At 58.8% G+C, this 12,671-nt stretch carries 9 protein-coding genes; 4 read left to right on the top strand and 5 right to left on the bottom strand.

What is annotated here, in order from left to right; genetic code table 11:
• Positions 1–420 precede the first annotated feature (420 nt).
• Positions 421–693 (top strand): DUF1652 domain-containing protein, encoded by a 273-nt coding sequence (locus FW800_RS08630; RefSeq protein ID WP_005788459.1) that lies wholly within the window; start codon positions 421–423, stop codon positions 691–693.
• Positions 694–773: 80 nt separating this feature from the next.
• Here the strand turns inward: FW800_RS08630 and FW800_RS08625 are convergent, their stop codons facing one another.
• On the bottom strand, positions 774–3,218 hold the full coding sequence (locus FW800_RS08625) for a UvrD-helicase domain-containing protein (RefSeq protein ID WP_446437426.1): 2,445 nt from the start codon (positions 3,216–3,218) through the stop codon (positions 774–776).
• 218 nt (positions 3,219–3,436) lie between these two features.
• Here FW800_RS08625 and FW800_RS08620 point away from each other — a divergent pair, with 218 nt between their 5' ends.
• Positions 3,437–4,132, top strand: a complete 696-nt coding sequence (locus FW800_RS08620) for a pirin family protein (protein WP_446437425.1) — start codon at positions 3,437–3,439, stop codon at positions 4,130–4,132.
• A 115-nt stretch (positions 4,133–4,247) separates the two neighbouring features.
• On the opposite strand, the gene pgm is transcribed toward FW800_RS08620, so the two are convergent.
• From pgm to FW800_RS08600, 4 genes are all read right to left on the bottom strand, one after another.
• Positions 4,248–5,891, bottom strand: coding sequence for a phosphoglucomutase (alpha-D-glucose-1,6-bisphosphate-dependent) (pgm, locus tag FW800_RS08615; RefSeq protein WP_446437424.1), 1,644 nt, complete (start codon positions 5,889–5,891; stop codon positions 4,248–4,250).
• 105 nt (positions 5,892–5,996) lie between these two features.
• Positions 5,997–7,400, bottom strand: a complete 1,404-nt coding sequence (locus tag FW800_RS08610) for an aminotransferase-like domain-containing protein (protein ID WP_446437423.1) — start codon at positions 7,398–7,400, stop codon at positions 5,997–5,999.
• A 36-nt stretch (positions 7,401–7,436) separates the two neighbouring features.
• Positions 7,437–8,861: a hypothetical protein gene (locus tag FW800_RS08605; RefSeq protein WP_446437422.1), complete on the bottom strand. Its 1,425-nt coding sequence runs from the start codon at positions 8,859–8,861 to the stop codon at positions 7,437–7,439.
• 703 nt (positions 8,862–9,564) lie between these two features.
• A complete protein-coding gene (locus FW800_RS08600; protein WP_005788465.1) occupies positions 9,565–10,587 on the bottom strand; it encodes a zinc-dependent alcohol dehydrogenase family protein in 1,023 nt (340 codons plus the stop codon).
• 268 nt (positions 10,588–10,855) lie between these two features.
• Here FW800_RS08600 and FW800_RS08595 point away from each other — a divergent pair, with 268 nt between their 5' ends.
• Positions 10,856–11,770 carry a LysR family transcriptional regulator gene (locus FW800_RS08595; protein ID WP_078821402.1) on the top strand — a complete coding sequence of 305 codons (915 nt, stop codon included), beginning with the start codon at positions 10,856–10,858 and terminating at the stop codon, positions 11,768–11,770.
• Positions 11,771–11,902: 132 nt separating this feature from the next.
• A complete protein-coding gene (locus tag FW800_RS08590) occupies positions 11,903–12,631 on the top strand; it encodes a helix-turn-helix domain-containing protein (protein WP_032875173.1) in 729 nt (242 codons plus the stop codon).
• The last annotated feature ends 40 nt before the right edge of the window (positions 12,632–12,671 follow it).

Raw genomic sequence — 12,671 nt, 5'->3', positions numbered from 1 at the left:
AAGAGCCCTTTGGTTACTTTGGGGCTCTTTTCCAAAGTGATCCGCTGTAAAAGCGGAACCAATAGCAGCCGTTACCCAAATAACGGATATATACCCGGTCTGATCCAGCACCCTGGTCAGCCCTGAGGCCGCCATCGGGAGCAAGTCGAATCGTCGCACCGCCCTGTGCCAGCACAGCGAACAAAATGCTTGAGATTGCCTAAATCTACCCGCCCCCACAATGGCCAGACGACCATTCGAAGTAATGGCCTTTTGCCTAATCTGCTGTAGGACATGATCCACATCAAAATCAGGTAAAAGAACCGCCGAACGGGGCCGAAAAACTCACCTTGTACTTGCGAACGAATGCTATTTTTAAGTTATTCGCCGTCTTGACCAACGAAGGTCCTGACCCCTGCCGCGAGCTAAAGGAAGCGCTCAATGAACAAGGTAGGCAACATGAACAAAGTGACTTTTCCCAATGCGTGCCAGTTGATGCGCTGGCATTTTCATCCGATGGGCTTCGAGGGGAGTATGGATGCCCCCGGCAGCATGATCGCCCGCCTGTTCGACCGCGCCAGCGGTGAAACATTGATCGCCATCGCCGGCATACCTTGCGCCACAGTGATGAACGCCGCTGATGTGGAGCGCATTATCGAGGCCGTGGAGGATGAGCTGGAGTGTTTTGTGCCGCCGTTGTCGTTGCGGGCCTGAATAGTATTTGTCAGCCGCCGATTACCTGATGCGGGAGCGGACAAGCCCCTCCCGCATTTTGCTGTGTGTCAGCTGAAGGTTCAGCGCTGATCGTCGAAAAACGCTTTCTTGCCATCCACCCGCTCGGATGCCCTGGGCACATTTACACCCTGGCCCTCCGACTTTTCCACATACCAGTAGCAGTGGCTGACCGCTCGGGTAATACCGACGTAGGCCAGTCGTAGTATTTCGTCCTTTTGCGCATTGTCGTACGGCTCGCTGTCACCTTCCTTGCCCAAGCCCGCCATGCGGTAGACCTGGTTTTTGTAGGGCGAGCTGGTGAGATGCTGGCAGTCCCCAAGCAGAAATACTGCATCGGCCTGAAGGCCCTTGGCGCTGTGGTAAGTGAGCTGTTTCAGACGGCGCTCGTGGACCGGCAAGCTAGAATCCACATTAACAACAGACTGAATATGCTCTTGAATCAGCAACTTATCGCTGCTTTTTCGATAAAGCATCAAGACCGTATCCCCGCGTTGGTAATGCTCCAGCAACCGCCGGCCGAGCGCCGCGTCGTCGCGCTCCAGCACGGTGACCGGCACCAATGCCTTGGGCTCGCCACTGGCCTTGGCCTTCTTGCCGGGGATGGCCGGTGCGGTGCGCACGATATGCTCGGCCGCGTCGATGATGTGTTGGTGGCTGCGGTAGTTCTCGCCCAGCATCACGCGAGTGGTGCTCGGTGCGACAAATTCCTGGTTGAATTCCATGAAGTACTTGGGCGAACTGCCGCGCCAGCCATAAATCGACTGCCAGTCATCGCCGACACACAGCAAGGATGAGCGTTGCGCCCCACGCCCGACGTGCATGGCTGGGCCGCGACTGCGGATTTCCCGCAGCGTGGCACGGATCCACGAGACGATCTGCGGCGATACATCCTGGAATTCGTCGATCATCAGGTGTGACATCGGCCGCAGCAAGGGATCACTGAGCAGCTTGAGGTTCTCCGGGGTATTTTCGCCAAACAGGGAAAACATTCGGTTGTAGGTCATGATCGGCGGTGATTGATCGAGCAGGTGGTCTTCCAGGGCCTTCCAGAAAATACTCAAGGCCTCGAAGAACAACCGATCCGGGTCTTCCTTGGCGAAGCTCATCTGGCCCACGGCCGTCGGTACGTCCAGCCCGAGGTTCTCGATAAACCCGGCCGCCGTGACAAAACTGTCCAGCAGCGGCGCCGAGGCGAGCTCACCCTTGACCTTGTAATCAAAGCCAGGCCCTGCCGTGGCCTCGCCGGCCAGACTGCTTAAAAGGCGCTTGGATGACTCGTAGTTATCCAGCCATATCAATGGCTTATTGCAGAAAGCTTGAAACAGGGTGCGCTTTACCGCCCACTCTGCGCGCACCGATAGTTTTGAGTTTGGGCGGCTGATCCCCGCGTTTTCCCGCGCATCGAAACCCAATACGACCCAGGCATCCAACTGCGGGATATAGCCGTGACAATGAAACTTGGCACCGTTGATTTCAAAAGTCTGACGGCTGGGTTCGATGCCTTTGATCGGCCAGGCGCCCGCGCGGAACCACAGGTCCTCGATCACGTCGCAGAGTTCTTCATCACGTTTGGCCGCCAACTCGGTCACGGCCATGCGCTTTTGCACGTCCGGATGATCGCGCTCAAGCTCCTTGAGCTGCAGGCCCTGGCGAGCCAGCGGCGCAATCAACTCGCGAAAACGCGCATGATGCCCCTGCAAACGGTGATAACAGGCGTTCATATGTTGGCGCTGGGCATCACTGATACGTAGATCGAAGGCATTGCTATCGGCGTCTTCGAAGCCGCCACTGAGGTTTTCAAAGGCTTGCAGCCGTTCAAAACCCGGCAGGCTGCGCACCATCGGCAGGATGCGCGAGTGAAACGTACGCACCACCGCCTGGGCTTGTTTCAGGTCAAGGGGTTGGCCCCACAGGCTCAGAATCTCCATGAGCTTGTTGATGAAGTCCTTGCGCGACTCGCGGGTGAACGTCACCACGGTCATTGAACTCAACTCAAAACCCAGGTAGTGGGTGAGCAACAGGATACGCAACACCAGGGAGGTCGATTTACCTGCGCCGGCGCCCGCAATCACCGAGGTCGAGGGCGTGTCGCTGAAGATCATCTTCCACTGCGCTGTGCTCGGCTGCGCGTGGGCTGGCAGCAGGCGCGCCACATCCGCCTTCATGAGCTTCTTCACATCGGCGGTGAGCGGCAATCGCCAATCGTCGAACAGGCTGTCATCCACACCGGGCGCTCGGTGCTCATCAGGGCGAAAGTCGCGAATCAACAGGACTTGCCGGCCCTCTTCAAGACCATCGGCCTTGCCCTCGCGATACCCATATTCCACACCGGCTTCATGCCCATTGCGGAAACCGTCGGCCTGGCCATGCAGCCAGGAAAACCGGTGCTGCGCGCGCAAACGGGTGAGGCCATGGCCGAACAGGCGAGCGGCCAGCCGCTTCAATAACGGCATTTCAGCCAAGGGGCGCAGTTCAGGGGGCAGATCAGGCTTTTGTTGCGGCACGCGGACTCCTGCGATGAGCTTGGCTTTGACAAGGCCGCCATGGTCGCCGGAATCGACGCTCAGTTCCAGCCAATTGCTTTGCCTTCATGTAGTTAGGCGATGAAGTGAAAGCTGAAGCAGGTTTAAATGATCGAATTGATGGATAGGAATCAGGCATTTTTTACGCTTTTTATCGATCATGCGCTGCTGGATGATGGGCTCATTCACAGGAGACGATCATGCTTGAACTTCGACCTTTCAACACCCTCGGCGGCGCCCATCATGGCTGGCTCGACGCCCATCACCACTTTTCATTCGCCGAATACCACGACCCCGAGCGTATGCACTGGGGCAATTTGCGGGTATGGAACGACGACATCATCGCGCCTGGCAGCGGTTTCCCCCAGCACCCGCACCGCGACATGGAAATCATCACCTACGTACGCGAAGGCGCAATCAGCCATGCCGATAACCTGGGCAACAAAGGCCGCACCGAGGCGGGCGATGTACAGGTGATGAGCGCTGGTACCGGGATCGCCCACAGCGAGTACAACCTGGAGGCCACCCCGACCAAGATCTTCCAGATCTGGATCATCCCGAATGAGGCCGGCTTGCCACCGTCCTGGGGTGCCAAGCCGTTTCCGCAAGGTAATCGTGAAGGCTTTGTGACGCTGGCCAGCGGCAAGGCTGGCGACAGTGAAAGCCTGCGCATTCGTGCCGATGCACGCTTGGTGGCGGCGAACCTGAAAGCTGGGGAAAGCGCCGAATACCGGCTGGACACCGGACGCCGGGCGTACCTGGTGCCGGCAACCGGCGTAATTGAAGTCAATGGTTTGCGCGCACAGGCGCGAGACGGCGTGGCCGTTGAGGATGAGCAAGTGTTGCGGGTGACGGCGATCGAGGACAGCGAGATCGTGCTGGTCGACCTGGCCTGATCTTGCATCATGCTGCTATCTAATGTGGGAGGGGGCTTGCTCCCGATGAGGTTATGCCAGTCAACACATCTGTGACTGACCCACCGCTATCGGGGGCAAGCCCCCTCCTACACCGTTACTGGGAAATTGCGCCGTCCACCAGCACCTGCGCCTCTTCCACCAGCTGCTTGAGGTGTTCTTCGCCGATAAAGCTCTCGGCGTAGATCTTGTAGATGTCCTCGGTACCCGATGGCCGCGCAGCAAACCAGCCGTTTTCCGTCATGACCTTCAAGCCGCCAATCGCCTGGTTATTGCCCGGGGCATGGCTGAGGATCTGCTGGATGCTCTCGCCGGCCAATTGGGTGGACGTCACCTGCTCCGGCGACAGCTTGCCCAGCAGGGCTTTCTGCGCCGGGGTCGCCTTGGCATCCACGCGAATGGCAAACGGTTCGCCGAGTGCATCGGTCAGGCCGCGGTAGATCTGGCTGGGATCCTGGCCCTTGCGCGAGGTCATTTCCGCCGCCAGCAAGGCCGGGATCAGGCCGTCCTTGTCAGTGCTCCAGACCGTGCCGTCCTTGCGCAGGAACGAAGCACCAGCGCTTTCTTCGCCGCCAAAACCCAACGAGCCTTCGAACAAGCCATCGGCAAACCATTTGAAGCCCACCGGCACTTCATACAGGCGCCGGCCCATACGTGCAGCCACGCGATCGATCAGGCCACTGCTGACCACGGTCTTGCCCACCGCAGCATCGGCTCGCCAATCAGGACGGTTCTGGAACAGGTAATCGATGGACACCGCCAGGTAGTTGTTCGGCGCCAACAGGCCGCCGGAGGGCGTGACGATACCGTGACGGTCATGATCCGGGTCACAGGCAAACGCCACGTCAAAACGTTCCTTGAGACCAATGAGGCTCTGCATGGCGTAGCTGGAGGATGGGTCCATGCGGATCTGTCCATCCCAGTCCACGCTCATGAAGCGGAAGGTGGAATCCACTTCGGTGTTCACCACCTCCAGGTTCAGGCGGTAGTGCTCGGCAATTGCCGACCAGTAGCGCACCCCCGCCCCGCCCAATGGATCAACGCCCAGGCGCAGATCAGCGCTACGGATCGCGTCCATATCGATCACATTGATCAGGTCGGCCACATAGCTGTTGAGGTAGTCATGGCGATGAGTGGTCTCCGCCTTGAGCGCCTGGGCATGGGTGATGCGCTTGACCCCAGCAAGCTTGTTGGCTAGCAGTTCATTGGCTTTGGCTTCGATCCACTTGGTGACGTGGGTATCGGCCGGGCCGCCATTGGGCGGGTTGTACTTGTAGCCGCCACTCTGCGGCGGATTGTGCGACGGGGTGATCACAATGCCGTCCGCCAGGCCGCTGGTGCGGCCGCGGTTGTAGCAAATGATGGCGTGGGAAATCGCCGGGGTCGGTGTGTACTCATCGCCCTCAGCCAGCATGACGTGCACGCCATTGGCAGCGAGCACCTCCAGGGCACTGGCACCGGCCGGCGTGGACAATGCATGGGTATCCAGGCCAACGAACAACGGCCCTGTGATGCCTTGGGCTTCACGGTACAGGCAGATCGCCTGGCTGATCGCCAGCACATGCCATTCATTGAAGCTCAGCTCGAACGAACTGCCTCGGTGCCCGGAGGTACCAAAGGCTACACGCTGGGTAGAGATTGCTGCATCAGGCTGGCCGGTGTAATAGGCCGTGACCAGTCGCGGGATATCCACCAGCAACTGAGCCGGTGCCGGTTTGCCCGCAAAAGGACTGATAGTCATGCATAAACCTCGGAAAATAAGGATTCGGAAAAAATGACAGTTTACTCAGAGTTGGACTACTGAGCGATGTTATCGATCCCACAATTCGGAGAGAAGTTTCACACATTAATCGGTCTGTGCCTGGAGCAGCGCCTGAGCCAGCGCATTCAGGACAATATCCAGATTGGGGTGGCCGCTGAACGTATGACTCAAGCGCATATGCTGGTGATGCAAGCCTAAGAGGCTGAACAACTCCCCCGGCGCAATCACGACCTGCTGGGCGAGCATGCGCTGGAACACCAGACGCATATCCACCGGCGCCACCGACTGCAACCAGAAACTTGCCCCGGCGATAGGCATTCGATAACTCACACGCCCTTGCATATGCACATCCAACCGATGGCTCATGGCTTGCGCCTGTTCCTGGAGGCGCTGGCATAACGTCTGCAGGTGCTGATCCAACCGCCCGCTCTCATATAGCCGAGCAATGGCGCGTTGCCGAATGGAGGAAAGTCGAAATGAGCGCAGCAAAAACTGGCGCTGCAACTCACTGCCCATTTGCTGCGTCAGTAGGTACCCAAACGGCGCTTCTGGCCCCAACACCTTTTCGAACGAAGAAAACACAATCAGCCGCTGCGGGTTGACCAGGTTGCGCAAAGCCGTCTGCGACGACGCGAAGCTCAGCTCACCAAATGTGTCGTTCTCCAGCAACCAACAGGCGTGCCGCTCCAGCAAATGCGCTACTTGCAGCCGTTCGGGTAGCGTCAGCGCATTACCCGAGGGCATGCTGACCACGGAGGACAGCAGCACAAGGTGTACCGGTTCGTGCTTGAGCAGGTGCTCGAACGTGGCCAAGTCGAAGCTGCCATCGGCGTGCCAGGGCAGTTCAATAACCCGCACGCCAGCGCTCTGTAACAGGCGCAAGACCAGGTAATCGCAGGGCGATTCAGCCAGCACCACCGTACCCTCGAGGCCAAGCGTATCGATCAGGATTTGCAGTACGCCCTGAAGATCGGCGCCGATATACACCTCGTCGGCCTGCCAGCAATGGCTAGGCGACGAGGTATAACGGGCCGCCAATGCCGCCCGTAATTCCCATACACCACAAGGTTGCGACGGTTGCAGGTGGTGTGGATACCTGCGCACCAGCTGGCGCTCCAGCGCAAGCAAAGCGCCATCCAGTGAACCCAACAACGCCGGCTCATCACCACTGAGCACAACCATGGTCGGGCGTCGCGCCGCCGCATACAGCCGCTCAAGCAGGTCGGCGCCCGCCATGACCGGCGGGTTTGCCGCCACCGGCCAGGCGAAATAGCCAGACTTGGCCACCGAGTAGACCCGCCCTTCCTTTTCCAGCAAGGAGTAAGCGTACTGAATCGTCGAGATCGACACGTTCATCCGTGTTGACAACTGACGCAACGACGGCAACTTGACCGGCGTCTCCAGGCTGACTTCGTTGATCAGGTTGATCATGTAGCGGTACACCGCCTGATAGGCAAAGTCTGCCTGCCGCTCTCCCCTCAGGTTCATCGCCGCTCACCGGCATCTATACGCCAATGCACGGTGCTAGCGCCCCGACACTTGGGCGATCCGGGCCTCGGGCCGGCTAAACAGTTGTTTGTGGATGCGAGAGCCGTGCGCAGCCTGCAATGTTCGCTTGCGATACAAATGCTGCAATAAGGCCAGCGGCAAACCACTGGTGTCTACCAGCCACTGATGCAACATGTCCGCAGCAGGCTTGCCCTGCAGCGCCTTGTGCAGTTCGGGCAGTGCCACCAACATGCCGGGATGGCATTGACGCAAGAAGCCCTCCAGCCGTTCGCCATGCTGAACGAAAGGCGCGAACAGCAGGCAAGTCAACTGACTTTCATCCAGACCAAAAAACGCCTGGGCGTAGGTGGTCGACAATACCCGCCCATCCGGGCTGGACGCCTCGGTGATCAACTCAATGGGGACGCGTCTGCGCAGCATGTAGTCTGCCGCGTGACGAACAAAACCTTCGACACCGTGCTCATAGGAGAGCTCACGCAGGCATTGGGCCTGCAAGCCGTACATATGTGCCATGAGCAATGGGTTTGGATAGGCTGGGTGGCTGAACTGGAACTCGAACGGGTCGCGCTTGTGAGCCAGAAACTCCGTAAGCAGCGGCGCGCGCGCGACGTCGACATCGTCGAGCAGGTCGGCAATACCGATGTAGGCCAAATGCCGGTGCCCGCCCCGGCCTGGGTTCTCGGTGCCCGCGTAGTGCTCGCCATAGAGGTCGCGGTAGCAGCCGACGCTCCATTCTTCCATGCGTGCAAACAACCCGTTGAGCGATGTCGGCTTGCCGGGCGCGAACGCGAGACCGGTTGCCAGGGCATTTTTCTTCAGCCACGCGATGTATTGGCTTTGCTTGCGCACCGAATCGCCGCTGACCACTGCGTGCACACCGCCGTTCCAGGTAGCAACCCGCTGATAGAAATCGCCAAGGGCCAGATACGTGTCGTTGCGCAGGATGGCGCGAATGTCCCCGGACGTCAGGTGCCCTATCATCAGCATATTGCGCTGGCTGACTTCACGCCCGGCACTGGACGCCGGGCGCTGATGATTAAAGGGCAGTACTTCATGGTTTTCGACCATCAGCAGTTCAACCCGAGAATCATCATGGAAGAACAACGCGCCATAGCCCTGATGCAGTGAATCAAGCGTTGCCTGAGTCATTCCCGGATGCCGCAACGTTGCCACGCGCAGATGAAAAGTCTTGGGTGCACGCCCGGCGATGCTCAGTTGCGCCGCACGCAACAGCGCCAGGGTGTAGCTGCTGACCTCACCCCCGCCGTGAGCAATCAGCACTTTGTAGTTGCCTACTTGTTCCATGCCACCGGCCGCTACCACAATTCGCTGGATCAACAGTTGCAGTGCGGTACGTTCGTCACGGGTAAAGTGCCCGACCAACCGTTGCAGAACTTGCTGGTAAACATAGTTCATGGCTTGCTCATGAATAGCGCTCATCGTTCTACTACCTGAATTGAAATATTAGCTTCAAGCAATTATCAATTGTCATTGCTCGACCCATTACATCTATAAGTTTGTCGTCAGTTGCATCGTGCGAGGTTGATTCAACATTAGCACCCTGCAACAAAATCGCAGGACCGCTCACCGGAGCAGTCAATGGCGCCACCGATGCTGAGTCGTGGGCGTGCACGGCTTCCAGCGCGGCTGGCCGCATGTCTTAGGAATATTCCGACAACGCCCTACACCACTTTAACTAAGCAACTAAGGAAACGTCCGACGCATATTAGTTACCCGCTCATTGTTGGCTCAGGTAAAGCGACTGCGTATTTGTTTTGCACTTTCGAGAAGGCGACCCGTGCATCGCTAGTTTCAGAGGTGCGAGACGTTAATGTCAGGTATTCAATCATTGCTCAATCCTTGAGATGACAGCGAAGACACAATTATCGGCACTCAAATAATGATTAACAGATACAGAACAACGCCTGAAAGCAGTTCAGATGGGCAGGCGACCGAACTTTTTTGGCGCGCACGCAACAGCGCCGCGCTGGAATTCAGGGCGGCGTAAGGAAAAAAGGTATTGTTTGCAGGGCGCAACGCCCTCGCGGCGGCTCAACCCCGATGCGGGTTAAGCCCTGTCAAATGGCGCATTTGCCTCATAGGCCCAGACGCCAACGTATTCATTTACGAATACTCCTACAGCTCAAACAGCTTCAACCTGCAACGCCACACGCTCGCGACACGGGCATTCGTCCATGTATCGATGTGCTTCGACGAACTTACCGAACGGAAACACCGTGGTTTTCAGTGGGACCAGCACCCGATCGGCCGTCAGTTGGTTGATCTCACGCAAGGCGCGCTGCACTGCCACCTGGTCCTGGATGATGCCCAGCTCCGGCTTGCCCGTGAAGTTGCCGATACAGTGCACGAAGAACTGAATGTTCTTCTGGAACGCCGCACAGGCCGGGAACGGCGTCTGGTTGCCGCCTTGCAGGCCATACAGCACCAAGCTGCCACGCGGTGCCAGCACATCACCGAGCAGCGACATCTGCGGGCCACCCAGGCCATCGAATACCACGTCCACGCCACGGTTATCGGTGAACTTGTTGATCTGCATGAGCAGGTCTTGTTCTTCGGTGACGATGACTTTTTCTGCCCCAAGGGACAGCAGGTATTCGCGCTCGGCACTGTCTTTGGTAGCGGCGATCACCCGCACACCCAAGGCCTTGCCCAGTTGTACAAACGATGGGCCGGAACAATGGCTGGCATCGGTCACCAAGGCAAACTGCCCCGGTTTGACCCGCGCCAGATCCATGTAGGCAAAGTAGGCAATCAGCAGCGGCGTGTAGTGCACGCTGGCTTCAATCGGGCTCAAGACATCCGGGTAACGGGTCAGCGCCGAACGGGGCAGGACGATCTGCTCGCCGTACACCGGGTAATCATTGGGGCTCTCGGCCGGAAAACTGGCCACCTTGTCGCCCACTGCCAAGTCATCCACGCCGTCACCGAGGGCGACAACAACGCCGGCCATTTCATGACCAAGGCCCGAAGGCAGGCGCGCATGGGAAGACGCCAGGTTCTGGCGCCACAGAATGTCGTACCAACTGATGCCAATTGCCTCGACACGCACCTGCACTTCGCCCGGTGCGGGCTGCGCGGCTGCATGCTCTTCGCATTTGAGCACCTCGGCCGGACCAAACTTGTGAAAACGGATCGTGCGGGACATCGCAAACCTCGTCAAAGTAACCTCTAATGCCATGAACTTTATCTGGGCTTTCCAGGTAAGACCACCGGTCGCCATTAATAGTCGACATGCCTGTCATTGATTCCGCGAAGGAGGAGCAGACCTCAACTATCGTAGGAAAAATCAATTAGCCGGTGCAGAGTACCAGCCTTTCCCCGTAAGATTCATGCCGGTCATGCTTCTGAATAGGACCTTATGGGTTCCTGTGTGACCGCTCACATCAAGTTTGCAGACTCTTCCAGGACACAAGATGAACCGTAACGACCTGCGTCGTGTCGACCTTAACCTCTTGATCGTATTCGAAACCTTGATGCATGAGCGCAGTGTGACCCGCGCGGCCGAGAAATTGTTCCTCGGCCAGCCGGCCATCAGCGCGGCCTTGTCGCGCCTGCGTGGGCTGTTCGATGACCCGCTGTTCGTGCGCACCGGGCGCAGCATGGAACCCTCGGCCCGCGCCGTAGAAATCTTCGCCCTGCTCTCCCCGGCCCTGGACTCGATTTCCACCGCCGTCAGCCGCGCCGCCGAATTCGACCCGGCCACCAGCACCGCCGTGTTCCGTATCGGCCTGTCCGATGACGTGGAATTTGCCCTGCTTCCGCAATTGCTCAAACGCCTGCGTTCCGAAGCCCCCGGCATTGTGCTGGTGGTACGCCGCGTCAATTACATCCTGATGCCCAGTCTGCTCGCCTCCGGTGAAATCTCCATCGGCGTCAGTTACACCGCCGACCTGCCGGCCAATGCCAAGCGCAAGGTGCTGCGGCGCAGCCTGCCAAAACTGCTGCGCGCCGACAGCGTGCCCGGCTCGCTGAGCCTGGACGACTTCTGCTCACGCCCCCATGCATTGGTGTCATTCGCCGGCGACCTGAGCGGGTTTATTGATGAAGAGCTGGAGAAACTCGACCGCAAACGCCACGTAGTACTGGCCGTGCCGCAGTTCAACGGGCTGGGCACGTTGCTGGCGGGCACCGACATCTTGGCCACCGTGCCGGATTATGCGGCTGAAGCGCTGACCGCGGCGGGAGGGTTGCGCGCCGAAGACCCGCCGCTGCCCGTGCGCTCGTTTGAGCTGCATATGGCATGGCGGGGGTCGCAGGATAATGATCCGGGGGAGCGGTGGTTGCGGTCGCGGATTCAGATGTTTTTCGGGGATCCGGATAGCCTCTAGCAAGCGTCGGCTTGATACGCACTCGCTGTGCAACGAAAAGACAGCGACCCAGCGCCGCGCTTGAATCCAGCCCTGCGCAGGCCTACCCTGCACGCGTCGAACAATCACCCAACACGTCAAGGAAGACTTCAAATGTGGGATGGCAGCGTTACCTTTGGCGACTCGTGGGCCGGCTACATTGGCCGTGCGGATCAAAACACTGCTCACTCCCATGTCGCCATCCAACTGTGCATCGGCGTAGGTCACCCCGCCACCCTTGAGTTGCCCGGAAGGGTGCTCCGTGCGGCAGGTGTGATCATCGGTCCCAACGTCGAACACCGTGCCGTGGCGGAGAGTCATCCGGTAGCGTTTTTATATGTCAGCCCGGACACGGCGTTGGGCCGTGCACTCAATGCGTTGCTCCAGGACGATGGCATCGCCCTGGCCAGTGATGAACTGCTGACGTGCTTTCGCCGTAGTACATCCCTGTCGCACTTTGTCGATGCCCTCTCGCGTTTGCTGGCAATTACCCCGCCGATCGACCATAGGCTCCACAAAGCGCTGAATATTTTGCGCCTGGACCGCGACGGCCCAGGTTGCGTCAGTCGCGCTGCCCAGGCGGTGGGGTTGTCCAGCCCCCGGTTGCGCTGCGTCGCCACCCACCAGATGGGGGTTTCCCTCTCCCAGTGGATCATCTGGAACAAATTGGAACGGGCCTCCAAATCCCTGGCCGGCGGTTCGACGTTATCGGACGCCGCCGCCGACGGCGGTTTCTCCGACCAGGCGCATCTGGCTCGCATGATGCGCCGCATGATTGGCATGACGCCGCGCACCGCCGCTGAGGTTTTGCGTAAGACAAGCGTTTCGTTCAAGACGCACTGATATCAAAACGCCAATATCGATCGCATCTTATTCGCGACAA

The sequence above is a fragment of the Pseudomonas sp. 910_23 genome, from assembly GCF_052850795.1.
The sequence above is the reverse complement of the archived record's forward strand: the minus strand, read 5'-3'. Positions and strand labels throughout refer to the sequence as shown.

Bases quoted from the DNA above. Each gene is read 5' to 3' on its own strand.
- FW800_RS08620 (WP_446437425.1), top strand. From the start codon at position 3,437: ATGCTTGAACTTCGACCTTTCAACACCCTCGGCGGCGCCCATCATGGC.
- pgm (WP_446437424.1), bottom strand. From the start codon at position 5,891: ATGACTATCAGTCCTTTTGCGGGCAAACCGGCACCGGCTCAGTTGCTG.
- FW800_RS08630 (WP_005788459.1), top strand. From the start codon at position 421: ATGAACAAGGTAGGCAACATGAACAAAGTGACTTTTCCCAATGCGTGC.
- FW800_RS08610 (WP_446437423.1), bottom strand. From the start codon at position 7,400: ATGAACCTGAGGGGAGAGCGGCAGGCAGACTTTGCCTATCAGGCGGTG.
- FW800_RS08600 (WP_005788465.1), bottom strand. From the start codon at position 10,587: ATGTCCCGCACGATCCGTTTTCACAAGTTTGGTCCGGCCGAGGTGCTC.
- FW800_RS08595 (WP_078821402.1), top strand. From the start codon at position 10,856: ATGAACCGTAACGACCTGCGTCGTGTCGACCTTAACCTCTTGATCGTA.
- FW800_RS08605 (WP_446437422.1), bottom strand. From the start codon at position 8,861: ATGAGCGCTATTCATGAGCAAGCCATGAACTATGTTTACCAGCAAGTT.
- FW800_RS08590 (WP_032875173.1), top strand. From the start codon at position 11,903: ATGTGGGATGGCAGCGTTACCTTTGGCGACTCGTGGGCCGGCTACATT.